At 53.2% G+C, this 24,642-nt stretch carries 21 protein-coding genes and 2 pseudogenes; 16 read left to right on the plus strand and 7 right to left on the minus strand.

The genetic code is table 11. The features are described from left to right. Nucleotides 1-436 (plus strand): IS30 family transposase (locus ACMHXH_RS07750; protein ID WP_413737912.1); only part of this gene is annotated, 436 nt, incomplete at its 5' end. A 435-nt stretch (nucleotides 437-871) separates the two neighbouring features. On the opposite strand, the pseudogene ACMHXH_RS07755 reads toward ACMHXH_RS07750, so the two are convergent. The 4 genes and pseudogenes from ACMHXH_RS07755 to ACMHXH_RS07770 form a co-directional block, all read right to left on the minus strand. Further along, nucleotides 872-1,005: pseudogene (locus tag ACMHXH_RS07755) on the minus strand (IS256 family transposase); the annotation flags it as partial. An 84-nt stretch (nucleotides 1,006-1,089) separates the two neighbouring features. Next, a complete protein-coding gene (oxyR, locus tag ACMHXH_RS07760; RefSeq protein WP_052248010.1) occupies nucleotides 1,090-1,998 on the minus strand; it encodes a hydrogen peroxide-inducible genes transcriptional activator OxyR in 909 nt (302 codons plus the stop codon). A gap of 256 nt (nucleotides 1,999-2,254) precedes the next feature. After that, nucleotides 2,255-2,620 carry an Hpt domain-containing protein gene (locus ACMHXH_RS07765; RefSeq protein ID WP_039033706.1) on the minus strand — a complete coding sequence of 122 codons (366 nt, stop codon included), beginning with the start codon at nucleotides 2,618-2,620 and terminating at the stop codon, nucleotides 2,255-2,257. A gap of 148 nt (nucleotides 2,621-2,768) precedes the next feature. Continuing rightward, the gene (locus tag ACMHXH_RS07770; RefSeq protein WP_039033705.1) at nucleotides 2,769-3,689 is read right to left on the minus strand and encodes a TIGR01212 family radical SAM protein; all 921 of its coding nucleotides are present in this window, start codon (nucleotides 3,687-3,689) and stop codon (nucleotides 2,769-2,771) included. A gap of 501 nt (nucleotides 3,690-4,190) precedes the next feature. Here ACMHXH_RS07770 and gltB point away from each other — a divergent pair. The 8 genes from gltB to ACMHXH_RS07810 all read left to right on the plus strand — a co-directional run bounded on the left by gltB (nucleotide 4,191) and on the right by ACMHXH_RS07810 (nucleotide 14,043). Next, nucleotides 4,191-8,639 (plus strand): glutamate synthase large subunit, encoded by a 4,449-nt coding sequence (gene gltB / locus ACMHXH_RS07775; protein WP_144361820.1) that lies wholly within the window; start codon nucleotides 4,191-4,193, stop codon nucleotides 8,637-8,639. A 6-nt stretch (nucleotides 8,640-8,645) separates the two neighbouring features. Continuing rightward, a complete protein-coding gene (locus ACMHXH_RS07780) occupies nucleotides 8,646-10,052 on the plus strand; it encodes an FAD-dependent oxidoreductase (protein WP_071475582.1) in 1,407 nt (468 codons plus the stop codon). Between the two features lie 218 nt (nucleotides 10,053-10,270). Then, nucleotides 10,271-10,963: a 5'-methylthioadenosine/adenosylhomocysteine nucleosidase gene (locus ACMHXH_RS07785; protein ID WP_100142050.1), complete on the plus strand. Its 693-nt coding sequence runs from the start codon at nucleotides 10,271-10,273 to the stop codon at nucleotides 10,961-10,963. A 20-nt stretch (nucleotides 10,964-10,983) separates the two neighbouring features. After that, on the plus strand, nucleotides 10,984-11,973 hold the full coding sequence (locus tag ACMHXH_RS07790) for a cobalamin biosynthesis protein (RefSeq protein ID WP_144361819.1): 990 nt from the start codon (nucleotides 10,984-10,986) through the stop codon (nucleotides 11,971-11,973). Between the two features lie 70 nt (nucleotides 11,974-12,043). Continuing rightward, complete coding sequence (locus ACMHXH_RS07795; RefSeq protein ID WP_039033703.1) at nucleotides 12,044-12,418, plus strand: DUF2721 domain-containing protein; 375 nt, start codon at nucleotides 12,044-12,046, stop codon at nucleotides 12,416-12,418. Beyond that, a complete protein-coding gene (locus ACMHXH_RS07800; protein ID WP_039033679.1) occupies nucleotides 12,418-13,041 on the plus strand; it encodes a trimeric intracellular cation channel family protein in 624 nt (207 codons plus the stop codon). The genes ACMHXH_RS07795 and ACMHXH_RS07800 overlap by 1 nt, the downstream gene beginning before the upstream one ends. A 2-nt stretch (nucleotides 13,042-13,043) precedes the next feature. Beyond that, nucleotides 13,044-13,517 (plus strand): nuclear transport factor 2 family protein, encoded by a 474-nt coding sequence (locus tag ACMHXH_RS07805; RefSeq protein ID WP_373296856.1) that lies wholly within the window; start codon nucleotides 13,044-13,046, stop codon nucleotides 13,515-13,517. Between the two features lie 94 nt (nucleotides 13,518-13,611). Further along, entirely contained in the window at nucleotides 13,612-14,043 is a 432-nt protein-coding gene (locus tag ACMHXH_RS07810) for a hypothetical protein (protein WP_039033677.1), read from the plus strand. Between the two features lie 103 nt (nucleotides 14,044-14,146). On the opposite strand, the gene tyrS is transcribed toward ACMHXH_RS07810, so the two are convergent. Continuing rightward, entirely contained in the window at nucleotides 14,147-15,343 is a 1,197-nt protein-coding gene (tyrS, locus tag ACMHXH_RS07815; protein ID WP_039033676.1) for a tyrosine--tRNA ligase, read from the minus strand. Nucleotides 15,344-15,467: 124 nt separating this feature from the next. Here tyrS and ACMHXH_RS07820 point away from each other — a divergent pair, with 124 nt between their 5' ends. From ACMHXH_RS07820 to ACMHXH_RS07835, 4 genes are all read left to right on the plus strand, one after another. Further along, complete coding sequence (locus ACMHXH_RS07820; protein ID WP_101094925.1) at nucleotides 15,468-16,868, plus strand: peptidoglycan DD-metalloendopeptidase family protein; 1,401 nt, start codon at nucleotides 15,468-15,470, stop codon at nucleotides 16,866-16,868. Between the two features lie 14 nt (nucleotides 16,869-16,882). Further along, entirely contained in the window at nucleotides 16,883-17,992 is a 1,110-nt protein-coding gene (locus ACMHXH_RS07825; RefSeq protein ID WP_039033674.1) for an anhydro-N-acetylmuramic acid kinase, read from the plus strand. A gap of 149 nt (nucleotides 17,993-18,141) precedes the next feature. Next, nucleotides 18,142-18,519 carry a DUF2750 domain-containing protein gene (locus ACMHXH_RS07830; protein WP_039033673.1) on the plus strand — a complete coding sequence of 126 codons (378 nt, stop codon included), beginning with the start codon at nucleotides 18,142-18,144 and terminating at the stop codon, nucleotides 18,517-18,519. After that, a complete protein-coding gene (locus ACMHXH_RS07835; protein ID WP_260853001.1) occupies nucleotides 18,479-18,982 on the plus strand; it encodes a hypothetical protein in 504 nt (167 codons plus the stop codon). Before ACMHXH_RS07830 ends, ACMHXH_RS07835 begins: the two co-directional genes overlap by 41 nt. Nucleotides 18,983-19,044: 62 nt before the next feature. On the opposite strand, the gene erpA is transcribed toward ACMHXH_RS07835, so the two are convergent. Together erpA and ACMHXH_RS07845 are read right to left on the minus strand one after the other, a co-directional pair. Then, a complete protein-coding gene (gene erpA / locus ACMHXH_RS07840; protein WP_025010525.1) occupies nucleotides 19,045-19,395 on the minus strand; it encodes an iron-sulfur cluster insertion protein ErpA in 351 nt (116 codons plus the stop codon). Next, nucleotides 19,388-20,191 carry a DUF6776 family protein gene (locus ACMHXH_RS07845; protein ID WP_039033671.1) on the minus strand — a complete coding sequence of 268 codons (804 nt, stop codon included), beginning with the start codon at nucleotides 20,189-20,191 and terminating at the stop codon, nucleotides 19,388-19,390. Before ACMHXH_RS07845 ends, erpA begins: the two co-directional genes overlap by 8 nt. A 130-nt stretch (nucleotides 20,192-20,321) precedes the next feature. Between ACMHXH_RS07845 and ACMHXH_RS07850 the strand changes: the two genes are divergently transcribed. The 3 genes and pseudogenes from ACMHXH_RS07850 to hemL all read left to right on the plus strand — a co-directional run bounded on the left by ACMHXH_RS07850 (nucleotide 20,322) and on the right by hemL (nucleotide 24,417). Further along, complete coding sequence (locus ACMHXH_RS07850) at nucleotides 20,322-21,974, plus strand: chloride channel protein (protein WP_082014254.1); 1,653 nt, start codon at nucleotides 20,322-20,324, stop codon at nucleotides 21,972-21,974. Between the two features lie 124 nt (nucleotides 21,975-22,098). Next, the gene (locus ACMHXH_RS07855; RefSeq protein ID WP_039033669.1) at nucleotides 22,099-23,118 is read left to right on the plus strand and encodes an aspartate carbamoyltransferase; all 1,020 of its coding nucleotides are present in this window, start codon (nucleotides 22,099-22,101) and stop codon (nucleotides 23,116-23,118) included. Nucleotides 23,119-23,147: 29 nt separating this feature from the next. After that, a pseudogene (gene hemL, locus ACMHXH_RS07860) lies at nucleotides 23,148-24,417 on the plus strand (glutamate-1-semialdehyde 2,1-aminomutase). The last annotated feature ends 225 nt before the right edge of the window (nucleotides 24,418-24,642 follow it).

Here is a 24,642-nt window from a genome sequence, read left to right on the forward strand (position 1 = left end):
GGTTCTGGGCAAGCAAGGTACGGGCGCGATTGTCAGCCTGGTTGAGAGAAAAAGTAAGCTGTACCTGATACGCAAAGTGCCAGCGAAAAGCGCAGCCGATGTGGCCCGGGCAATGGTTGGCATGCTGTGGAAATATCGAAGTTATGTTCGAACTATCACTGCGGACAACGGCAGCGAGTTCTGTGACCACGAACAGGTCGCAGAAAAGCTTAAAACGGATGTCTACTTCGCTAACCCTTATTCGTCCTGGGAACGCGGACTGAATGAAAACTTCAACGGTTTGCTGCGGCAATACATACGGAAAGGCACCGATTTGCGGACGGTAACAGATAGGCAAATTAGTGAGATTGAACGGGCATTAAATGCCAGACCGAGAAAGTGCCTCGGCTTCAGGCAACCTATTGCGGTATTCAATGAATTACGCAAGGCAGCCTAATTTAGCGAGTGGTGCACTTCGGAGTTGAATTCGCGCTCCATGTTTAAAGTCATTCCACTTGTACAATCATTATCAATGACCATCCAACACAACAACAGGCAAAAAGTCAACACCCAAAACAAACCGCCCTCAAAAAACCAACAAACACACCAAATAAAAACCAAATAAAACACCTATCCATCACCCACAACTAAAACCATCAATTTAAAAACAATGTGCAATAAGGAGTTATAAAAGGAAGTTAGGTGAATAGTTGAATGGAGTCTTACTCTTACAATAATAAGTATGTCCATCAGGTAAGATGACTTTGGGAATCGTCCCTAGTTTGTTTTCACAACGCTATATTGATGGTAAAGATGAAGCTCATCGTCAAGTAACATGCTTTACGGATTATATTCGAAAGAGGGTTTTCAAAATTCTGTGTCACGTTAAAAATCACAGCGCAATGTAGGTTTCCTGTCGCTCTTCAAAATGGATGAACAACTGAGACAGCGTCAAGCTCCAGTTTTGAATCGGTGTAACTACCGTTCTTGAGCTTTCAATATACCTGCGTAGAGCAGTTTGAGTAAACGGCTCTACGCAGGCCGCATCCTGCAAGGCTTTTCTAAGATATCATAGATGTATTTTCTTACTGTTACGACTTGAATCCAAGCCTAAACCTGCTGCTGAAGCAGCTGCTGGATCTCCAGCCCCAAAGTTCTGAAAGTCAGGATCCGGCTGGTAGTCTGACGCCATACCAGACCTATCTCACGATATGGAGCCTCCCCTGGAGGGCTCATCACCGCCAGATCTGTGTCTTTCAATATCCCGGCATCTATTGCCATCTGCGGCAGGAAAGTCGTGCCCAATTTACTGTTCACCATCTGTACCAGAGTGTGCAAACTGGTGGCCGCAAAAGGGTTGACCTTGGCGCTGTCACCCAGTTGGCAGGCACTGATGGCATGACCGGTAATGCAGTGCTCACTCTGCAACAGAAAAATACTCTCATCCGGCAGCGCCTGATAGTCCACCGGCTCATGAATATCGGCAGATAAGTCCTTGTGCACCACCATCTTGAAGGGATCTATACCCACTTTCATGCTGTGATAGCCGGAAGTATCCGCTGGCAGAGCCAACAACAACAGATCCAACTCGCCCTTACCCAAAGCTGTCAACAAACGCTCTGTGGTGTCCTCTTTGAGCAGCAAACTCAGATCCGGATAGGTCTTCTGGCACTGCTTAACTACACGGCTCAGCAGGAACGGGGCAATGGTGGGAATACAGCCAAGTCGGATCTCTCCAGTCATAGGCGCACCCTGGTTTTTCACCAATTCCACCAAGTCATCGACATCGGTCAGAATTTTCAACGAACGCTGTACTACTTCTTCACCGATAGCGGTAAACATAAAAGACTTATGATCCCGTTCAATCAGCTGATAACCCAACTGTTCTTCCAGATTTTGGATCCCGCTGGACAGCGTCGATTGGCTAACATGGCACACCTTGGCTGCCCGGTTGAAGTTCTGTTCCTGATGCAGGTTCACCAGATAATAGAGATTTTTCAAACTGGGTAAGTGTTTCATTTTGTCGATTACCAATTGAGTAATGCATTAGAAAGTTCTATCTAATCTAACACAAAAAGTCTGTCGAGCAGCAGTATCACATCAGGAGTGTGACCGAGGCGATAAATCATCCCCCAAGATATCTATCACTGAAGCGGAAATAGCAGAGAACCCAAGCCTTGACGGCTAAGGTTCAGGTATTAAAAAAGGGGGTAGTAACGGAAGTTTCTTAATACCTTGACTGCGCCGGAGCTTCTCTCCGGCACCCAAGGCTAATTTATGCTTTGGCTTCGAGGAAAGACTTGAGTTGCTGCAGATCTGCACCGGCATGTTCAACAATAACCGCCAGCCACTCTTTATGCCCGGCTTCCCAAGCGGCTTCTTCACCGTGTTGCAGTTGCTGTGCAGTTTGCTGGATCCGCTTTAATCCCACAGAGCCGGCAGCACCTTTGAACTTGTGAGCCTCAGCGCACAGGGTATCTTTATCTCCGGCCGCTTCGGCCTTTTGCAAATTCGCGACGTATTCAGGCAACAACTGTTCAAATAACACCACACTCTTGAGTAAGGTGCCGGCACCAATAGCACTACAGTACTGCTCCAGGGTATTGAGATCTAAGATAGTATCCAGTTCAGTTGTGGCCATGAAGGCGCTCCTCAAATGTGTCAGATTTACCACATCATACCCGCTAAAATTACCGGTGCAACTTATAGGCGCTAAACAAGACAAAACTTTCCCGGATTTAACATTGGCGATACAAAATCCGGGCACAATAGATACAATGATTTATAGGCTATTGATTTAAATTGATTAAACTAGAACCTTGCCCGCCCTTAGCCGCCAACTCATCCACCAGTGCTACCAAGCCTATCCAGCGCTGAGCGCACCAATCCGGCGCCAGCAACACGGGACGGCTGGCATAAGCGGTCACCCGATGAAACACTATCTCTTTTGGCGTGTGACGGATCAGTTGCGCCGCACTGGTAACATATTCGTCCAGTGTCGGTGGCTGCAACCTGCCTGCTTCCCAGGCCTTGGCCATGGTACTGCCGACTACTATATGAAGGGGATGTAATTTAAGGCCATCGACACCTGTGTTTAACACTGCTTCCAGCGTTTGTTGATGTTCAATCAGCCCTTCTCCCGGCAGTCCGAGGATCAGATGAGTACATACCTTGAGTCCGCGACTGCGGGCGCGGCATACAGCATCCTGGTAAGCGGCAAAGTCATGACCACGGTTAATTCTTTTCAGCGTGGCGTCGTGAGCTGTCTGTAAACCCAGTTCCAACCAAACTTCACTGCCGTTTTGTTGATATTGCGCCAACAGATCCAGCACCCTGTCCGGTACGCAATCCGGGCGGGTACCGACACACAAACCCACCACTTGTTCGCTCTGCAGTGCCTCATCGTATTTGCGCTTCAACTCGGCATACTCTTCATAAGTACTGGTATAGGCCTGGAAGTAAGCCAAAAACCGCGAAGCCTTTGCTCTCATCTTCTGTTTGCCGGCCTCAAGCTGAGCCGCAATCGACAAGTCGGTTCCATGTTCATGACTGAAAGAGGCAACATTACAGAAAGTGCAACCACCGCGTCCCAGAGTTCCGTCGCGATTGGGACAGGTAAAACGTGCATCCAGAGTCAGCTTTTGTAACCGTTGACCAAATTGTTGCCGGCAGTATTGACCAAAGGTAGTGACAAAATCGTCCAGTCCCATTTGCTTCTCTCAAAAAAGTCGCCAGTCTAACGACTCCAATTTGGGACTACTCTGCTCCAGGTCAATTTATGTCACAAATGGCTGCTACTTTTGCCAGTGATCAATGATCAAACCGCTTGAGCGTAAACCGCTCCCAGATCACACTTTTGTGAATATTTAATCATTTAATGCAAATTTTTAATGTAAACACCAGCGAGACCGGAAATCAGTTTTTCTTCTTTAAGGATAATTCGAGGCCGCTTGTTAAAATTAGGTGAACAGAAAACAGGGGCAAAGTAGATTTTCTTTTCATTCATAGTGTTATACAGCGCAATCCTCAGTTTACGTTAACGTAATGCAATTGAAGATTCCGTATGAAACACCCCAAGATTCATCAAATATATGCAATATTTAGGTTTGACCTTTAGCAAGTCTCAGGATAATTTGAATGGTTCGGGTGCATATCTATAGAGTTTGGTACTCTCTCCCGAGTAGTAATAGTGATGTTAAGGGAGGTTTTGTATGAGCTTGTATCATCCCAGTTTCGAGCGGGATAACTGTGGTTTTGGATTAATAGCCCAAATGGATGGCGAAGCCAGCCATCGCATTGTTCGCACGGCAATCCATGGCCTCGACCGCATGAAACATCGTGGTGGTATTGCAGCTGACGGACGCACTGGCGACGGTTGCGGTTTGCTGATGCAAATGCCCACAGGATTCTTTGAAGCCATTGCGGCCGAACAGGGCTGGCATCTCAGCCGTAAGTTCGCCGTTGGCATGCTGTTTTTAAACCAGGATGAAACCCTGGCCGCCGAAGCCAGAATATTGCTCGAACGGGAACTGGAGAAAGAAACCCTGAGTATTGCCGGCTGGCGCCCGGTTCCGGTCAATCCGCAAGTGCTCGGCGAGATAGGCAAGTCCAGCTTGCCGCAAATTTGGCAAGTGCTCATCAATGCTCCCATTGGCTGGCGAGAAAAAGATCTGGAGCGGCGCCTCTATATGGCTCGCCGCCGTCTCGAGCAGCAATTAAGCCAGGATAAAGACTTTTATGTCGCCAGCCTCTCCGGCCAGGTCATTGTCTACAAAGGTTTGATGATGCCGGCCGATCTGCCGGCCTTTTATCCGGATCTGGCCGATATTAGGCTGCAAAGCTCTATCTGCCTGTTCCACCAGCGCTTCTCGACCAACACCTCACCCAAGTGGCCACTGGCACAGCCGTTCCGTTTTCTGGCCCACAATGGCGAGATCAATACCATCACAGGTAACCGTCAATGGGCTAGGGCGCGGGCCTACAAGTTCAACTCACCGCTGCTGCCTGACTTGCAGCAGGCCGCCCCGTTTGTCAATGAAACCGGCTCAGATTCGTCATCACTGGACAATATGCTGGAGATGCTGCTGGCCGGCGGCATGGACCTGTACCGCGCCATGCGTTTGCTGATCCCGCCTGCATGGCAGAGTAACCCCGAGATGGATGAAGAGCTCAAGGCCTTCTATGACTTTAACTCCATGCATATGGAGCCTTGGGATGGCCCGGCCGGGATAGTCATGACCAACGGTCGCCACGCCGCCTGCGCGGTTGATCGCAACGGGCTGCGGCCATCGCGCTATGTGATCACCAAAGACAGAATTCTCACCCTGGCCTCGGAAGTGGGTATCTGGGACTATGGCCCGGATGAAGTGATTGAAAAAGGCCGGGTCGGCCCGGGTGAACTTCTGGTACTCGACACCCTCAGCGGTCGTCTTTATCAGTCATTCGAAATCGATAACGACCTCAAACGTCGTCACCCCTATAAGGAGTGGATGGCGAAAAACAGCCAGACTCTGGTGCCGGCTGAGCAACTGTCGCCGCAGGATCAGGGTGTCAGTGAATTCAACCAGGGCACTTTGCTGCAGTACCAGAAGCTGTTCGGCTACAGCCGTGAAGAGCTTGAGCAAGTGATCTGGGTACTGGCCAGCAAAGGCGAAGAAGCCACCGGCTCCATGGGCGACGACACCCCGATGGCGGTACTGTCGAAGAAGCAGCGCTCGCTGTATGACTATTTCCGGCAAAAATTTGCCCAGGTCACCAACCCGCCAATCGACCCGCTGCGGGAGAAACATGTGATGTCGCTGGCCACCTGTATCGGCCGCGAGCAGAACCTGTTTAACGAAACCACGGGACACGCCTATCGGGTGATGTTCAATTCGCCTATCTTGCTGTTCAGTGACTTCAACCAGTTGCTGAGTCTGGACAGCACTTATTACCGTGCCAACAAGGTTGACCTTAACTACCCGGCCTCCGAAGGCCTGAGTCAGGCAATCAAACGGATCACGGATGAAGCCGAGCGCCTGGCACGCACCGGCACCACCCTGATAGTGCTCTCGGATCGTGCCGTCAGCAAAGATACCCTGGTCATTCCGGCCGCCATGGCGGTAGGTTCAGTGCAGCAGATGCTGGTGAACAAGAGCCTGCGCTGTGACACCAACATCATAGTGGAAACAGCCTCGGCCCGGGATCCGCACCATTTCGCGGTACTGCTGGGCTTTGGCGCTACGGCCATCTACCCCTATCTGGTGTACGAGTCCATTGCCGAACTCGCCAAGCGCCATCAGGCCGAGGATATCGTTAATCTGATGCTCAACTTCCGCTACGGCATTGAGAAGGGGCTGCGCAAGATCATGTCCAAGATGGGGATCAGCACAGTCGCCTCCTATCGCTGCAGCCAGCAGTTTGAGGCCATAGGCCTGGCCGACGAGGTGATTAAACAATGCTTCAACGGCGTGGTCAGCCGTATTCAGGGTGTGGGCTTCGATGGCATAGAAGCCGATCAGCAACTGCTGAGTCAGGCGGCCTTCCGCCCCCATGTGCCGCTGCCGCAGGGCGGTTTGCTCAAGTACGTTGAGGGCGGCGAATACCACTGCTTCAACCCGGATGTGGTCAATACCTTACAACGGGCTCTGAAAGAGGTGGATTACCCGCTCTACAAACGGTTTGCCGAGTTGGTAGACCAAAGGCCGGTCGCCACCTTGAGAGATCTGCTGAGCATCAAACAGCAGCGCGAAAGCATAGCGCTCGAAGATGTAGAGGCGGCCAAAACTCTCTTCCCCAGATTCGACAGCGCCGCCATGAGTATCGGCGCCCTGAGCCCGGAAGCTCACGAAGCGCTGGCCATCGCCATGAACCGTCTCGGCGGCCGCTCAAACTCGGGCGAAGGCGGTGAAGATGCCCGCAGATTCAACAGCGAACGCAATTCGGCCATCAAGCAGATAGCCTCTGGCCGCTTTGGGGTAACCGCCCATTATCTGATTAACGCCGAAGTGCTGCAGATCAAGGTCGCCCAGGGCGCCAAGCCCGGTGAAGGCGGTCAGCTGCCCGGTCATAAGGTCAGTGTTGAAATCGCCGGCCTCAGGCATGCCCGCCCGGGTGTAACGCTGATATCACCGCCGCCGCACCACGATATCTACTCTATTGAGGATTTGGCGCAGCTGATCTTCGATCTCAAGCAGATAAACCCCAAGGCGCTTATCTCGGTCAAGCTGGTCTCTGAGCCGGGTGTTGGCACCATAGCCACAGGAGTCGCCAAGGCCTATGCCGATATGATTACCGTTTCCGGCTATGATGGCGGCACAGGCGCCAGCCCACTGACGTCGGTCAAGTATGCCGGCAGCCCTTGGGAGCTGGGCCTTGCCGAAGTTCACCAGTCTCTGGTGGCCAATGGTCTGCGACATAAAATACGCCTGCAGGTGGATGGTGGTCTCAAGACTGGCACAGATGTTATCAAGGCGGCCTTACTGGGTGCCGAGAGTTTCGGCTTTGGCACTGTGCCCATGATAGCGCTCGGCTGCAAATACCTGCGTATCTGTCACCTAAACAACTGTGCCACCGGCGTTGCCACCCAGGACAAGACCTTGAGAGACAAGCACTATCATGGCTTGCCCGAGCGAGTAATGACCTACTTTGAGTTTGTCGCCGAAGAGGTGCGTGAATGGATGGCCAAGCTGGGGGTCAGCGAGTTTGAACAATTGGTAGGGCGCAGCGATTGGCTGCAGGCCATCGAAGGCCAGACCGCCAAGCAGCAGGGACTGGATCTGAGCCCTATCCTGTTCAAACCTGAAGTATTGCCAAGCACCAGTTTGACCTGGAAAGAGATCAATACGCCGGCAGATCCCGGCAGCCTGAACCAGGAACTGCTGGCCAAGTGCGCCGAGCGTGCCACCAAGGGCGAAGGCTTCGATATCTGCTTCCCCATCAATAATACCGACCGTTCAGTAGGCGCCGCGCTTTCGGGCCATATCGCGGCAACCTGGGGCGTAAAAGGCTGTCCCAAGCCGATAAGACTCAGCTTCAACGGTAGCGCCGGCCAAAGTTTCGGGGTCTGGAACAGCCCAGGACTCGAGCTGTCACTGTGCGGCGACGCCAACGACTATGTGGGTAAAGGTATGTCCGGCGGCAAGATAGCCATCTATCCACCGCTCGGCAGCGCCTTCCAATCCGAGCGCAGCGCCATTGTCGGTAATACCTGCCTCTATGGTGCCACCGGCGGCAAACTGTTTGCGGCGGGACGGGCCGGTGAGCGCTTCGCGGTCAGGAACTCTGGGGCATTGGCGGTAGTTGAAGGGGTCGGTGACAACGGCTGTGAATATATGACAGGCGGCATAGTAGTGGTGCTGGGGACCACGGGCGTTAACTTCGGCGCCGGTATGACTGGCGGTTTTGCCTATGTGTTCGACCAATTCGGCCGCTTTAGCCGTAGGGTCAATACCGAACTGGTCGATACCCTCAAGCTGGAGATGCCCATTCATCAACAGCACCTCAAAGGGCTGATAGAGCAACATGTGGCCGAGACCGGCAGTGAACACGCCAGTGCCATTCTCAGTGAGTTTGACAACTGGCTCGACTGTTTTGTCCTGGTCAAGCCCAAGAATATTCAGGTTTCGGATCTGCTCAAACTGGAACAACCGAGCCCGGAACTGGCCGTAAAAGCGGGGTAAGCGAGCATGAGTAACGATTTTCAGTTTATCGAAGTGGGTCGTATCGACCCGAGCAAGCAGGCTATCGCACGCCGCAAGACTGAGTTTATTGAGATTTACCAACCCTTTGCCCAGGCGCAGGTCGACCAGCAGGCCGATCGCTGCCTGGACTGTGGTAACCCTTACTGCGAGTGGAAGTGCCCGCTGCACAACTATATCCCCAACTGGCTCAAGCTGGCCAAACAGGGACGTATCCTGGAAGCGGCAGACCTGGTGCATGAAACCAATACCCTGCCGGAGGTCTGCGGCCGAGTCTGCCCGCAGGACAGGCTCTGTGAAGGTGCCTGTACCCTGAATGATGACTTCGGCGCCGTCACCATAGGCAATGTGGAAAAGTACATCACAGATACCGCCATCGCCCAGGGCTGGCGCCCTGACATGAGCCAGGTAACGCCCAGAAGCGAGCGGGTCGCCATCATAGGCGCGGGGCCGGCCGGTCTTGGCTGCGCCGATATCCTGGCCCGCAACGGGGTCAAGGCTGTAGTCTTTGACAAATATCCTCAGATAGGCGGCCTGCTGACCTATGGCATTCCCGCCTTTAAGCTCGACAAGTCCGTGATGGCTACCCGCCGCAGCGTGATGGAAGGCATGGGGATAGAGTTCCGCCTCGGCGTCACTGTAGGCCAAGATATTCCCTTTGCCGAGCTGCTGACCAACTTCGATGCCGTGTTCCTCGGCATGGGGACCTATAACGCCATGCAGGCGGGCCTGCCCGGTGAAGAAGCTGAAGGGGTTATTCAAGCCCTGCCCTACCTGATTGCCAACACCCGTGAGTTGATGGGGCAAGCCGATCCGGCACAGCCCTACATCGACCTCAAGGGCAAGAAGGTGGTAGTGCTCGGCGGCGGTGATACCGCCATGGACTGTGTGCGCACGGCGGTGCGCCAAGGCGCCGAGTCGGTTATCTGTGCCTATCGCCGCGACGAAGAGAATATGCCGGGTTCGCGCCGTGAGGTGCAAAATGCCCGCGAAGAAGGAGTCGAGTTTCTGTTCAACCGCCAGCCGGTGGCGATTGCCACAGACGATGGCAAGGTCAAGGGAGTCGAATTTGTTGAAACCGCGCTTGGCAACGCCGATGCCAGCGGTCGCCGGCGTCCAGAGCCCATCCCGGGCAGCGATCAGTTGCTGGAGGCTGACGCCGTGATTGTCGCCTTCGGTTTCCAACCCAGCCCGGCGCCCTGGTTTGCCGAGTTTGATATCGCCCTGGATCAATGGGGCCGGGTAAAAGCTGAAAAAGAAGCGGCCAATCCGTTCCAGACCAGTAACCCCAAAGTATTTGCCGGTGGTGATATGGTCAGGGGTTCAGATCTGGTGGTCACCGCCATCGCCGAAGGGCGCGATGCGGCGCTTGGGATCCTCAATTTCCTCAGCTGACAACTCAACACTTTGAGCGTATCCGGGAACCCACCTCCCGGGTGCGCTTTTTTTCGCCTGTTCTACACTCCGGGAATAGCGCAGCCAAAGCCGTTTATAACATGCATCCTGACTTCAGCGACCAGGCTGTAACCGGCAGACTTGTTCGCACCAATCTTGGCTTGTGCTATATTAAGCCGCCCTCAGGCTCACTCAAGACATTTAAAGAAGGTTAAGCCATGAAAATCGGTATTATCGGCGCCATGGAGCCGGAAGTTGCTCACCTGATTGCCTCTTTGGAAAACCCACAGCACAGCAAGGTTGCCGGCATTGAATTTGTCAGCGGCACTCTGGTTGGCAAAGAAGTCATAGTTACCCGCTCCGGCATAGGCAAGGTTGCCGCCAGCATAGCGACCAGTCTGTTGATTGAAAAGTTCGCCCCGGATGCAGTCATCAATACCGGCTCGGCCGGTGGGTTTGTCGATGCGCTGCAGATAGGTGATATAGTGATTTCCAATGAAGTCCGCTACCACGATGTCGATGTCACCGCCTTTGGCTATGAGATGGGCCAGATGGCGCAGCAACCGGCAGCCTTTATCCCGGATCCCAAATTGATGCTGGCAGCCCAACAGGCCATCGCAGGTTTGGGAGAGGTCAAAGCCATTGAAGGCCTTATCTGCACAGGTGACAGCTTTATTTGCGATCCCGAGCGCACTGCCGTCATGTTAAAACATTTCCCCACCATGGCGGCCTGCGAAATGGAAGGCGCCGCCATTGCTCAGGTATGTCATCAGTTCGGCGTGCCCTTTGTGGTGATCCGCTCTTTGTCCGATAATGCCAACAACGACTCTCCGGTCGACTTTGATGCCTATCTGGTCAAGGCGGGGCACCACTCGGCCCTGATGGTCATAGGCATGCTGCATCACCTTTAATTTAAGGAGCACCAGAGCCCATGAGTCTGCCCTTTTGCGAGCAGCTGCTGGCCTTAGATGGCCCCCTCATACAGGGGTTTCTGGTGCTGTTTTTGGCCTTGTTACTGGCACGTTTGGCGCCGCTGCCCCAGGCGTTTCAACCCCTGGCCTGGTTGAGCCATCTTGCCAGGTCACTGGCCGCCAAGGTCAAACGGGGCGACAGAGACAAAAAGCAGCAGCTGATTGCCGGTTCACTGGCTATTTTACTGCTGGTACTGCCATTTTGGTTAATCATCACCTTTCTGCTGGAACTGGCGGCATTCCCCTGGTTCTTTGAGTTTTTGATCCTCTATCTGTGTCTCAACGACGCCTGTTTTATTCAGGAAGCCGAAGAGATATACCAAGCCCTCAGGCGGGGAGATAAAGCGGCCGCCAGAGAGTTGCTCGCCCCCTGGGTTGCCCGCGATACGGCCGAACTGTCCGAGGCAGGCATAGCCAAGGCCACTATAGAAAAGCTGGTGACCACTCCCATTCACGGCACTGTTACCGTGGTGTTTTTCTTCTGTCTCGCCGGCGCGCCCATGGTGCTGCTGGTGAGAATGCTCAAACAATTGGAACAGAGCTGGTGGTGTCTGGATCCACAATACCGTTTCTTCGGTCGCCCCGTTTTTCTGGTCAATCAAGTGCTACTGTATATTCCGGCGCAGCTGTGGCGTTTTACCCTGGCGATTCAGGGTGGTCCCCAGACATTAAAACTGCTTTGGCACACACCCCATAGCCGCTTTCCTATCGGCTCTAATTTCCAGGTGGCAACCATGGCAGCATTTGTACTGATGACAGAGCTTGGCGGACCACAAAAGTATTCCGGCATCAAGGTACAGGTGGAGAAAATCGGCCCGGGGCCCATAGCGGATCACAAGACCATACCCAAAGCGATTGCGCTGACATTTCGCACCTTCACCATCTGGTTTGCTTTTGTGATCTTGTTACCTCTGATTTGGGTTTTGTTACGTTATTCACAAACGCTTTAAATTATTCAATTTCTCCTTATAATGCCTTCATTCCCCGCTTGACACTGAGAAGACTGCCGTGCTGGACAATATGCATATCTCTTTGACGACCCCGGCATTGCTGTTTCCGGCCATTTCCCTGCTGCTGCTGGCTTATACCAATAGATTTTTCTCACTGGCCGCGCTAATTCGCACCTTGAGTGGCGGCGATAAACCCGTTGCCGCCGAACAACTGAAAAACCTGCGCCGCCGCATCGTTATCATCCGCCGCATGCAGGAGGCAGGTGTCACCAGCTTCGCCCTGTGTGTGCTGTGTATGATTTTTATCTATCTTGGCTTTAACACTACAGGCTCGATGATTTTCGGCGCCAGTTTGCTGTTATTGCTGTATTCCTTAATCCTGTCGGTGATTGAAATCCGTATCTCGGTCGATGCCCTCAACATTCATCTCAAAGAGATGGGTTAATGACATTGTGGGTCTATAGCCTGGATCTGTTCGGCACCGCAGTATTCGCCCTTTCCGGCGCTTTGGCTGCCGGCCGGCACAGGATGGATCCTTTCGGCGTTTTGGTACTGGCAGCGGTCACAGCCATAGGTGGCGGCACCCTAAGAGACACCATTCTGGGCGCTCCGGTATTCTGGCTTCATGACCACAACTATCTCTACGTGATACTACTGACCGTGGTACTGACCTTGATTCTGGTACGCCGCCCCTGGCGTTTGCCCCCATCTAGCCTGGCCATAGCCGATGCCGTCGGCCTGGCGCTCTTTACCGTTATCGGTACCCAAAAGGCCCTGACTCTGGAGTTTGGCGCCCTGATAGCCGTAGTCATGGGCTTGATCACAGGAGTGGGAGGAGGCATTATTCGGGATCTGCTTTGCCGCCGGATCCCCATGGTGTTGCGTACCGAAATCTACGCCACAGCATCTATTCTGGGCGGTCTGGTGTACACCTGCAGCCTGCAGTTAAAATTCGAAGCCGAGGCGGCGCTGATGCTGGCTTTTTTCACGGCTTTGATAATTCGCCTGGCCGCCATACGTTGGCACCTGTCGTTACCCGCGTTTGACCTAAAGACCAAGAGAGATTGATTGTGCGTTATTTGGTGTTGATCCTGGCATTGTTAAGCCCACCATTGCTGGCCAACAGCGGCGATATGCCGCCGGAGCAGCAGATGGCCGTACGCTATATCCATGCTCTGACCACTCACGACTATGATGAGCTGGCGACCTTTTACAATCGTGACAGCGTCTTCAACGACCGTACAGCAAACCGCAAATACACGGGCGGCAGGCATATTATAGAGTTTCTGGAGCGGGCACACCGCGGCGTACTCGAGTATCGATTCAACATAGAGCACATGTTCAACTCAGGCTCTCTGGTGGTAATGATAGGCAACTACCACTATAAGGGTCCGGGCGAGCAATTTGGCAAGCCCGGGAAAATTATTGATATCGCCATCCCCGGAGTAACCACGCTAAAGCTGGATACACTCAACCACAGGGTGAAAGAACATATGGATCTGATGGACTATCAGACCATGGTGGATCAACTCTCGGCTCAGTAATCCAGCTCGCCGGGAACCCGGCCTGTTTTTTACTGTCCAACTCATCTGAGTGCCAACAGCGAGATCAGGGTTCACTCTGATCCGAGAGGTAAAGATGAGTCGCTTATCCGTACTGGCTGTCCTGCCCCTGTGCTTCCCTCTGATGACTCAGGCCCAGGCAGCATTCAATGCCGAAGAAAAGTTTGAACCACCCCTGGTGGTTTCCTACGCCGCACAACCTATAAACCGTTTCAATCAAAAGCTGATGCAGGCGCAACATCAACAGGCTCCCTGGAGTAACAATCCCGAAGGGATCAGCCGTCACTATTCTGGCTCAGCCTTTAAGTTTGTACGCATCAGCCACTCTCACGGCAAGACCTTAACCTATAATGTCAGCACCCAGGAAGGACATCCGCAGATGCTGCTTATTCTGGCGCTCGATAACAATGCCGGAGACTGGTCAGTGGAAAAAGCCGTGCTCAGTTGGCGCTGCCAGAACAAGGTCTACTTTGGTACCGACAACTGTAGCCCACCTCACGACCACTGAGCCTGATACAGGTAAGAAAAAACCCGGCAATGCCGGGTTTGGTATTTTACGCGCTCAAACAAATGCTTAAATTTAGCTACCTTGGAATTTAGGTACCTTGAGTTCAGGCCAGTGTTACCTTGGCAAACTTACGCTTGCCAACCTGGAATACCGCGCAAGTGCCGGCGTTCAGTACCAGCTTGCTGTCTTCAAGCTTATCACCATCCATCTTCACCGCACCTTGCTTGATCATCCGCATGGCATCGGAAGTGGAGCCAACCAGACCAGCTTCTTTCAGCAGATTGGCAATCGCCAACCCTTCACCGGCTTCCAGAGTCAGCTCGGGAATATCATCCGGCATAGCACCCTTTTGGAAACGATTGATAAAGGCTTGATGGGCAGCCTCGGCAGCTTCTTCACTGTGGAAACGACCAATAATCTCTTTCGCCAGGGCTATCTTAATATCCCTTGGGTTGGCACCGGCTTCGACATCGGCCTTAAACTGTTCGATTTCAGTCAGCGGACGGAAAGACAGCAGCTCCAGGTAACGCCACATCAGCTCATCGGAAATGGACATTATCTTACCGAACATCTCATCCGGGGCTTCACTGATACCTATGTAGTTTCCGGCAGACTTTGACATCTTCTTCACGCCGTCCAGCCCTTCCAGCAGCGGCATCATAATCACCACCTGAGGCTTCATGCCTTCGGATTTCTGCAGCTCACGGCCCATCAGCAGGTTGAACTTCTGATCAGTACCGCCCAGTTCTACATCGGCATTCAATGCCACTGAGTCATAACCCTGCAGCAGCGGGTACATAAATTCATGGATAGCGATCGATTGACCTGAGGCAAAGCGCTTCTTGAAATCGTCACGCTCCATCATACGAGCCACAGTCTGGCGGGAGGCCAGGCGGATCATACCGGCGGCGCCGAGATCTTCCAACCAGCTGGAATTGAACTCAATCCGGGTCTTGGCCGGATCCAGAATTTTGAATACCTGCTCCTTGTAGGTTTCGGCGTTGGCCAATACCTGCTCACGGGTCAGAGGTGGGCGAGTACTGTTCTTGCCACTCGGGTCACCGACCATACCGGTAAAGTCACCGATAAGGAAGATAACCTCGTGTCCCAGGTCCTGGAACAGTCTGAGTTTGTTAAGAATAACGGTATGGCCTAGGTGAATGTCCGGCGCAGTCGGATCAGCACCCAACTTGATTTTAAGTGGCCGACCTTCTTTCAGCTTTTCAAGCAGATCTGCTTCGAGCAAAACCTCGTCGGTACCACGTTTAATTTCCGCCATTATTTGTGCTAAATCAGCCATCTCGCCAACAACTCCCTAGGCTCTTCAAATTCAAAGAGACTTATGTTACTTGTTAGCCAGCCTAAATGAAAGTGTGTACACTAAGGCAATATGCCCAAGAATTAAGAAATTGGTATCCGGGTCGATGGCAAAGCTTATAACTCTCTTCAAACTGCTGCCCAGAAAGCATCAAATCCTGCTTAGTATTTTTACTACCATAACCCTGATAACCCTGTTGCTGCCCTCTGACGAAGCCGAGGCATCGAAAAACAGCGCCGTTCCGGAAACCCATGTTCGTTACCAAGTGCCTCTGGCCTTTCGTACCCCCACTTCACCTACGGCCCAGCAAGTGGTTGAAAGCGGGCAAGATCCAGAATCAGAAGCCGCCGCCGAGGCGTTGACAGAGAAACTCAATCAACAGGCTAAAGCCGCTCTGACAGTTCCGGAGCAAACCAGTCCGGCGATAGCCGAGCTTGAACATTTCGAGATAAAGAGTGGCGATACCCTGGCGGCGCTCTTCAGTCGCGCCTCACTTACTGCCAGAGAAGTTCACGACATTACCCAGCTGCCGCTGGCGAAAAAAAACCTGCTGAAAATCATGCCTGGTGACGAAGTCGCCATAGGTAAAAACGCCGATGGCGAATTGCAAGAGCTCAGATACCGCCTCGATGCCATCTCTACCCTGATAGTCCGCAAACAGGGCAAGAGTTATCAAGAAGAACTGGCGGTAAAAACCGTTGAGACCCGGGATAAGTTTGCCCGCGCCAGCATCAAGAGCAACTTCTGGAATGCCGGAGTCGAAGCCGGACTGACACCGGCGCAGATTATGCAGCTGGCCACCATATTCGGCTGGGACGTCGACTTTGCCCTGGATATCCGCGAAGGCGACAGCTTTGCCCTCATGTACGAAGAAGAATATGCCGATGGTGAGTTTCTACGTAACGGCAACATATTGGCGGCCGAATTTATCAACCAGGGCGAGCGCTACACCGCGGTAAGGTATAAGGATGGCAACTACTATTCCGAGGAAGGCCGCAGCATGCGCAAAGCATTCCTGCGCTCTCCGGTTGACTTCAAGTATGTGAGTTCCAACTTCAATCCCCGCCGCCTGCACCCTGTTACCGGTCAGGTGAAGGCTCACCGCGGAGTGGATTATGTTGCCGCTATAGGCACTCCCATCAAAGCGGCCGGCAGCGGCCGGGTCATCAAGGCAGGTTACAACCAATACAACGGCAACTATGTGTTTATCAAACACAACGAAACCTATACCACCAAATACTTACACCTTAACAAGCGTAAGGTTAAACAAGGTGAAAGCGTCAAACAGGGACAGATCATAGGAACCCTTGGCCGCACAGGAAGGGTAACTGGCGCCCATTTGCACTATGAGTTTATCGTCAACGGTGTACACAGAAACCCGCGCACTGTGGATCTCCCCAAGGCCGAAGCGATAGCCAAGCGCGAACGTGTCGCGTTCCAACAACTCAGTAGCCAATTGATGGCCACTCTGCTGCGCAACAAACAAGTTCAGGTTGCGATGCAATAACAGGGACAGCATAGATGAATTCAGGATACTTTATTGGGCTGATGTCCGGCACCAGCATGGACGGCGTTGATGCCGTATTAGTGGACTTCAGCAGTGGTCAACCTAAGCTGCTTGGCCAACATACAGAGCCGTTGCCCACTCATTTGTTCAAGGGGTTGCAGCGTCTGTGCCAACCGGATACAGATGAAATTAACCGTTTGGGACGGCTGGATCGCACTGTTGGTAAGGTGTTTGCAGCCGCGGTCAAGCAACTGCTGGCCAAGACTGGGGTGAGTAAAGAACAGATCTGTGCTATCGGCAGCCACGGCCAGACAGTACGCCACATGCCCAACCTGGAAGTGGGCTTTACCCTGCAAATTGGCGACCCCAACACAATCGCCGCCGAAACCGGTATAGATGTTATCGCCGACTTTCGCCGTAAGGATGTCGCCCTCGGTGGCCAGGGTGCTCCCTTGGTGCCGGCATTCCACCAGCAGATATTCTCACACCCAGGTATAAATCGCTTCATTCTCAATATCGGCGGCATCGCCAACATCACTTTCCTGCCCGCCGATAACCGGGAGATCCTTGGCTTTGATACCGGCCCGGGAAACACCCTGATAGACGCCTGGAGCCAGCAGATAAGACAACTGCCGTTTGATGAAGATGGCCAGTGGGCCGAAAGCGGCAACAGTTCGGCGGAGTTTCTGGCGCAGTTGTTATCACACCCCTATTTCTCACTGGATTATCCCAAGAGCACGGGCAGAGAGCTATTCAACAACGCCTGGTTGGATCAACAACTGGCGCTGTTCAGCCATCTGCCGGAAGAAGATATTCAATCGACACTCTTGGATCTCACCTGTCACAGCATTGCCAGAGACATAGCCAAGCTGAGCCCGGATGGCGAAATCTATGTCTGTGGTGGCGGCGCGCTCAATGGCGTATTGATGAAACGCCTCGGGGCCCAGTTACCAAAGCACAGCATAGCCACTACCTCGGCTTTGGGTATTGATCCCAAGTGGGTGGAAGGCATAGCGTTTGCCTGGCTGGCGCTGCGCCACCATCAAGGCTTACCGGCGAACCTGCCGGCGGTAACCGGCGCCAGCCGCGAAGCCGTGCTCGGTGCCCGTTTCCCCGCCGCCTGAAAAAAGATTGGCTTCAACCAGGCAAAGCTGAAAAACAGGAATTAGCCATTGCGCCCTGCGGGGCGCTTTTTCTTGCCTGCAAGCAATGTTAACATGCCGTCAATTTTTGGCCGGGCGCAGTGCCGTGGCCACCGAGATGAGATGTCACCATGAGCAAGAAACAAACCCAGGCCCAGTTCGCCGGTATGACACCGGAAGGCCGCTACGACTTTCTGGTAGAGCAGGTAAAAGAACATAAAGAGCTGTGGGTATTACAAGACAATGACGGCTGCGTGATGCTGACCACGGATGATGAAGACTGTATTCCAGTTTGGCCCAGTGAAGAGACGGCTTCCCTGTGGGCCGAGGATGATTGGCAAGATTGCCGACCGCTGTCTATCGGCCTGGCCGAGTGGCTGGAGCGCTGGGTTCCAGGTATGGAAGATGACGAGCTCTATGTTGCCGTCTTCCCTATGCTGGAAGATCTCGGCGTAGTGATCCCGCCACATGAGCTGGAGCAGCGACTGGCGCCCAAGACGCGTCACTGAGTCGATAGAGCATGATTCAATAGTGCACAAGGAGCGCCGCGAGATGAGCCAAACCGCCACAGAAAGCTACGCCATTCCCAAACGCCTACTGCTGCTGATGCTACTTTATATCGCTGCCGCGGTCAGTGGTCTGATTGCCGGTCAAGGCGTTATCTTTTGTCTGCTGACGCTGATCATGGTGTTGGCGGTATTAGCGCGCCATCAAGCCGGCTTATGGGCACTACGACTCTATACCTTGGTGCAACTCGCGCTGGTGAGTTTCTTGCCCTATCTTCTGGATCAGGGCGACAGTGTAGCTACTGGGCCTAACTCACTCAAAATCACAGGTTTTGAGATCAAGGCACCGGACTGGGCCATTTTCAGCTTTCTGATAGGCTTTTGCATGCTGCAGGTATGGATAGCCTTTACCCCCAAGGTCAAAGCCTTCTTCAAGCGTAAGATGAACTTCAACCTGATGCAGTAACCGGCCTTGCGCCCACAAAAAAGCCGTCCCAGTGGACGGCTTTTTGCTGCTTTTATTCTCGGTTATACCGAGAAGCTGGCCCCACAGCCACAGGTGGTGGTGGCGTTTGGGTTTTTGACGAAAAAACGCGAACCTTCCAGCCCTGAGGTGTAATCCACTTCACCGCCAACGAGGTATTGCAGGCTCATGGGATCAACGACCAGCTGTACCCCTTGTTTTTCCACAGTGAAATCGCCTTCATTCACTTTTTCGTCAAAGGTGAAGCCATACTGAAAACCTGAGCAGCCGCCGCCCGTGACATAGACCCGCAGCTTCAGCGCACTGTTCTGTTCTTCTTCCAGCAAGGCCTTGACCTTGGTTGCCGCCGCATCGGTAAACTGGATGGGCATAGCTGATTCAGCTTGTTCAGTCATTACTACCTCTTACATCTGTTTGCTGTGGCAGATTATCTGTTACCTGACTATTTTGTTCAAGTATTATGCCGGGATCTTTTTCGCCCTCAAGCAACTCAGGCAAGCTGAAACTTTGCTCGGTTTCGGCGCCTTTGCTCCAGCGACTCGCAGGCACAACGACCTTGGCTTTCATCTGCTGTAATTCAAACCCTTCAGGCAGGGTAAATTCCGCTTCCAGTACCTGAAAGTACTTGAAGTTAAATGCCAACTTGGTGTCCACCAGTTTAGCTAAATTCAGTTCGACTTGCTTGCCCTCTTGCATGCCAATGAGAAGTATCTCACTTCTTCCCTTGAGCGCCTGCTTACGCTTTTGCAACTGGGTCAGCACCAATTTGAGGCGAAACTGTCCAGCTGTGGCTAAAGGCATCAATTCCAAACCATGAATAGCCACCCCTTCGGCATTATACTCCGGCGCCATGATGCTGCGGTAGAAGGCCAACTCACGTTCCAGCTCCTGCTGCTTTTTATGCTGTTTGTTGAACAGCTGCTGCATCTGTTCGTTGGCTTCCTTGGCCAGGCTCAGCTCCAAATTGCGGCTCGCCAACTGCTGCGCCTGCTCCTGTAACTCGATCTGCAATCGCTGACTCTTGCCATCGTTTCGTTGAAATTTGACTTCTGCTGGCGGAATAAAAAAGTGATAGCTGAGCAGTCCAGTCAGAAAGGCCACCATGACCAAGAGCAACAAATACAGACTGGATGGGCGAATATTTCGCTCCATCACTTGCAGGCGATCGAGCCAGCGATGATAATTTGCCATTAACTAACAGCCCCTTATATAAAAATTTCCATCTTGGGTACTAAGATTTCACATCAGGCTTCGGAAAGCAGCAGTGCAGACAAGATTCAGAAAGTTCAAACTTGAGGCGCGAAAGTATCTGCGCCACCAGATGAGAGACAAGCTGTCCCAAACGAGGATCAGTATTCAACTGTGTCTGCTGGCCCTGTTGTTTGCGCTGATGGCCTCGGCTGTCATCATACTATTTCGCCTGCTGCTGCAATGGGCCAATCATTTTACCCAAACACAAGAATGGGATTTTACGGGCTCAATCGGTGACTGGCGAGTCCTGTTACCACTTTTTGGGGCTTTTTTGATCTGGATTGTCGCCAAATTCGGCTCCAAACGCTACAAGCGGATGGGCATAGCCTATGTGCTGCACAGGGTGAAACTGCATTACGGCAAAATTCCGCTGCAGTCGGCACCGGGGCAGTTTTTTCAGGCGCTGTTTGCACTGGCGAGCAACTTCTCGGTCGGTCGTGAAGGCCCGGCAATTCATCTGGGGGCGGTCACCGCCTCGGTATTGGCGGAAAAATTCAAGCTGCCGGACAACAGTGTACGCATCATGTGCGCCAGCGGCATAGCCGCCGGGATAGCCGCCACCTTTAACGCGCCCTTGGCCGCCGTGGTATTTGTCCTCGAAGTGGTGCTCAGGGAATACAAGGTACAGTACTTCTTCCCCATCATGCTGTCGGCCATCTGCGGCGCCGTATCCAGCCAGGTGGTGTTCGGTAATATCCACGAGTTTGATGCCATCAAGGTCAGCCATATTCCACTGGATCAGTACCCGCTGCTGGCACTCGGCGGTATAGTGCTGGGGGTCGCCGCGGCCTTATTCAATCACAGCCTTATTCAGGTGACCGAGCGCGGCCAACACTGGCCCTTGATTATCCGCCTGTTACTGGCGGGTGTTATCACCACTTTGATAGGCCTGGTGCTGCCTCAGGCATTGGGCAGCGGTGAAATGGCCATAGGACTTGCGGTCAGCGACAATCCGGCCATCTGGTTTTTGCTGGCGGTATTGCTGGCCAAGATTATCGCAACCATTGCCGCTATCGGCCTTGGGATCCCGGGTGGGATCATAGGCCCACTCTACGGTATAGGCGCCTTGGGCGGCGCCATTCTGGCTCAGGCGACCGCGCTGCTGTTTCCCTCGGTGGCCCCCTATGCAGGGCTCTATACCGTCATCGGCATGACCGCCATGATGGGGGTTTGCCTCAGTGCACCGCTCGCCGCCCTGGTGGCGCTGCTGGAGATGACCAATGATGCCTCCATCATACTGCCCGGAATGATAGTGGCCGTGCCCGCCTACCTCATCGCCTATCAGGGGCTGAATGCCAAATCCATATTCTTTCGTCAGTTGGATATCATGGGCCTGGGTTATAAAGTGGCCCCGGTTAACCTGGGGTTACAGAAACTCGGAGTACGCGCCCTGATGGACAGGCGCATAGTGATAGTCAACAACAATGATGAGCTGCTGCTGGAAGTAATGAAACGCGCCCAGGGCAGGCCTGTGCTTGCCAGAGATGCCGAAGGCCAGATTGCCATGCTGGAGTTGCAGATGCCTTCGTTTGACACTGACACCAGCCTGACCCAACACAGGATCCAGGGGCTACCCGACTCGGCCACCCTCAACGAGGTGTATGAAATACTGGCGCCGAAACGTGCCGGTGAAGTCTATATCTATCAAGATAACCCGGAGAATATCGTCGGAGTGATCAGTTGGTCTAACCTGCAGCAGGAAATCCGTGCCGGAGAAGTGTAATTTCAGTCATCAGTCATTTTCATGACCGCCGCCTTCTGTTATAGTTGCGCCTCAGCCAAACCCTACATAACCCATGGGTCCAGACCTCAGTGTCAACACCCAACTGCATTGGAAACCAAGGCTGATGAACCATTTCCAGGGATCACATATCCTCTCTGTAAACCAGTTAGATCTGGACGCCATTCAAACCATTTTCTCAGTAGCCCAAAAGATGACCCCATACGCACTACGCGAGAAGCGTACCAAGGTGCTGGACGGTGCTATTCTCGGCAATCTATTTTTTGAACCCAGCACCCGCACCCGGGTCAGCTTCGGCTGCGCCTTCAACCTGCTTGGCGGCCGGGTTGCTGAAACGGTCGGCATGGCCTCCTCGTCGCTGTCCAAGGGGGAGTCCCTCTACGATACCGCCAGGGTGTTGTCCAGCTACTCGGACGTGATAGCCATGCGCCACCCCGAGTCCTACTCGGTACGCGAATTTGCCGAAGGCAGCCGGGTGCCTGTGATTAACGGCGGCGATGGTGCCAACGAGCATCCAACCCAGGCACTGCTGGATCTGTTCACCATACAGAAAGAGCTGCACAGCAAAGGCTTAGGCATAGACGGTATGCATATCGCCATGGTGGGCGATCTCAAATACGGCCGCACTGTGCACTCGCTGTCGCGTCTACTGTGCATGTACAAGAACATCAGCTTCACCCTGATCTCCCCTGCCGAGCTGGCAATGCCTGACTATGTGATCGCCGACATTGAAAATGCCGGGCATAAGATCACAATAACAGACCAACTGGAAGGCAATTTAGATCAGGCTGATATACTCTATCTGACGCGCATTCAGGAAGAGCGCTTCCCCTCGCAGGAGGAAGCCGATAAGTATCGTGGCAAGTTCCGTTTGAACAGCGCCATATACACCAAAAATTGTAAGTCCAATACAGTGATCATGCATCCATTGCCTCGGGACTCCAGGCTGCAGGCCAATGAGCTGGACAATGATCTTAACAACCATCCCAACCTGGCTATCTTCCGTCAGGCCGACAATGGCTTGTTGATCCGCATGGCACTGTTTGCCCTGACACTCGGGGTGGACAATCAGTTGGAAAAATACGAGTGTCCGGTTAACTGGTATTCACGCAAGGCCAATCGCTAAAGAGCGGCCACTGACTTTAAGGATTAAACATGACCCGTTCTGAAGACCTGTTTGAACAGGCCAAGAAAACCATCCCCGGCGGTGTGAACTCGCCAGTACGTGCCTTCAATGGTGTAGGCGGCTCTCCCCGCTTCATCGAAAAGGCCGACGGTGCCTATATCTATGATGCCGACGGCAAAGCCTATATCGACTATGTCGGTTCCTGGGGGCCTATGATCCTGGGTCACAACCATCCCAAGATCCGCGAAGCAGTTCTCAAGGCGGTGGAGAACGGTCTGTCTTTCGGCGCACCTACCGAACTGGAAGTGCAGATGGCAGAAAAAGTCATTGAGATGGTGCCTTCCATTGAACAGGTACGCATGGTGAGCTCTGGTACAGAAGCTACCATGAGCGCCATACGCTTGGCTCGTGGTTACACCAACAGAGACAAAATCCTCAAGTTCGAAGGCTGCTACCACGGCCATGCCGACTGTCTGCTGGTTAAGGCCGGCTCAGGCGCCCTGACTCTGGGTCAGCCCAGCTCCCCTGGGATCCCAGCTGACTTCGCCAAGCACACTCTGACTGCTGTCTATAACGATCTGGACTCAGTCAAAGAGCTGTTCAGCCAGCATCCGCAGGATATCGCCTGTATCATACTTGAGCCGGTTGCCGGCAACATGAACTGTATCCCGCCGGTTGCAGGTTTCCTTGAAGGACTGCGTGAGCTATGCGATCAGTTCGGCGCCCTGTTAATCATCGACGAAGTGATGACAGGCTTCCGCGTCTCCAAGAGCGGTGCTCAAGGCCACTATGGGGTGACACCGGATCTGACCACTCTGGGTAAAGTTATCGGCGGCGGTATGCCGGTTGGTGCCTTCGGTGGCAAGAAAGAAGTCATGCAGTATATTGCCCCGACCGGCCCTGTGTACCAAGCCGGTACCCTTTCAGGTAACCCTATCGCCATGACCGCAGGTCTGGCCCAGCTGGAAGCCCTGTCAGAGCCTGGCCTCTATGAAGATCTGGCTGCCAAGACCAAGCGTATTGCCGAAGGCTTCAAGGCCGCGGCCGACAAACATGGTATCCCTATGGCCATCAACTATGTTGGCGGCATGTTTGGTTTCTTCTTTACCGATGAAGAGAAGATCACCGGCTTTGAGCAGGTCACCAAGTGCAATATGGAGCAGTTCCGCGCCTTCTATCACGGCATGTTGGATGAAGGTATTTACCTGGCACCAAGCGCCTTTGAAGCAGGTTTCCTGTCTATGGCNGCTGCAAGCGACTCTGGATGCAGCCGATCGCGTCTTGGCACGCATGAAGTAATCCGCAGATGGATTGAAAACGGGGCCTATACGGCCCCGTTTTTTATGCCCACTCCCGCCGGGTAGATTTCTCTGGCGTCCAGCTCGAACTCAGGTTGCTCAATTCCCCTTCTGCAAATTTTCCACCCAGCGCCATACTCACAAGTCAATTAAAGCTGCACCATGTCTGTCACGCCAACTTGCCACCGGCTCGCGAGTCGACTGTCGCGTTTCGCTGCCAAACAAA

The sequence above is a fragment of the Shewanella sp. BJSY2023SW001 genome (assembly GCF_047314685.1).
GTDB lineage: Bacteria > Pseudomonadota > Gammaproteobacteria > Enterobacterales > Shewanellaceae > Shewanella > Shewanella indica.

Bases quoted from the DNA above. Each gene is read 5' to 3' on its own strand.
- ACMHXH_RS07810 (WP_039033677.1), top strand. From the start codon at position 13,612: ATGAGTCGCTTATCCGTACTGGCTGTCCTGCCCCTGTGCTTCCCTCTG.
- erpA (WP_025010525.1), bottom strand. From the start codon at position 19,395: ATGACTGAACAAGCTGAATCAGCTATGCCCATCCAGTTTACCGATGCG.
- gltB (WP_144361820.1), top strand. From the start codon at position 4,191: ATGAGCTTGTATCATCCCAGTTTCGAGCGGGATAACTGTGGTTTTGGA.
- ACMHXH_RS07795 (WP_039033703.1), top strand. From the start codon at position 12,044: ATGCATATCTCTTTGACGACCCCGGCATTGCTGTTTCCGGCCATTTCC.
- ACMHXH_RS07825 (WP_039033674.1), top strand. From the start codon at position 16,883: ATGAATTCAGGATACTTTATTGGGCTGATGTCCGGCACCAGCATGGAC.
- ACMHXH_RS07835 (WP_260853001.1), top strand. From the start codon at position 18,479: ATGAGCTGGAGCAGCGACTGGCGCCCAAGACGCGTCACTGAGTCGATA.
- ACMHXH_RS07785 (WP_100142050.1), top strand. From the start codon at position 10,271: ATGAAAATCGGTATTATCGGCGCCATGGAGCCGGAAGTTGCTCACCTG.
- ACMHXH_RS07800 (WP_039033679.1), top strand. From the start codon at position 12,418: ATGACATTGTGGGTCTATAGCCTGGATCTGTTCGGCACCGCAGTATTC.
- ACMHXH_RS07855 (WP_039033669.1), top strand. From the start codon at position 22,099: ATGAACCATTTCCAGGGATCACATATCCTCTCTGTAAACCAGTTAGAT.
- ACMHXH_RS07820 (WP_101094925.1), top strand. From the start codon at position 15,468: ATGGCAAAGCTTATAACTCTCTTCAAACTGCTGCCCAGAAAGCATCAA.
- ACMHXH_RS07780 (WP_071475582.1), top strand. From the start codon at position 8,646: ATGAGTAACGATTTTCAGTTTATCGAAGTGGGTCGTATCGACCCGAGC.
- ACMHXH_RS07845 (WP_039033671.1), bottom strand. From the start codon at position 20,191: ATGGCAAATTATCATCGCTGGCTCGATCGCCTGCAAGTGATGGAGCGA.
- oxyR (WP_052248010.1), bottom strand. From the start codon at position 1,998: ATGAAACACTTACCCAGTTTGAAAAATCTCTATTATCTGGTGAACCTG.
- ACMHXH_RS07830 (WP_039033673.1), top strand. From the start codon at position 18,142: ATGAGCAAGAAACAAACCCAGGCCCAGTTCGCCGGTATGACACCGGAA.
- ACMHXH_RS07790 (WP_144361819.1), top strand. From the start codon at position 10,984: ATGAGTCTGCCCTTTTGCGAGCAGCTGCTGGCCTTAGATGGCCCCCTC.
- ACMHXH_RS07770 (WP_039033705.1), bottom strand. From the start codon at position 3,689: ATGGGACTGGACGATTTTGTCACTACCTTTGGTCAATACTGCCGGCAA.
- ACMHXH_RS07850 (WP_082014254.1), top strand. From the start codon at position 20,322: ATGAGAGACAAGCTGTCCCAAACGAGGATCAGTATTCAACTGTGTCTG.
- tyrS (WP_039033676.1), bottom strand. From the start codon at position 15,343: ATGGCTGATTTAGCACAAATAATGGCGGAAATTAAACGTGGTACCGAC.
- ACMHXH_RS07765 (WP_039033706.1), bottom strand. From the start codon at position 2,620: ATGGCCACAACTGAACTGGATACTATCTTAGATCTCAATACCCTGGAG.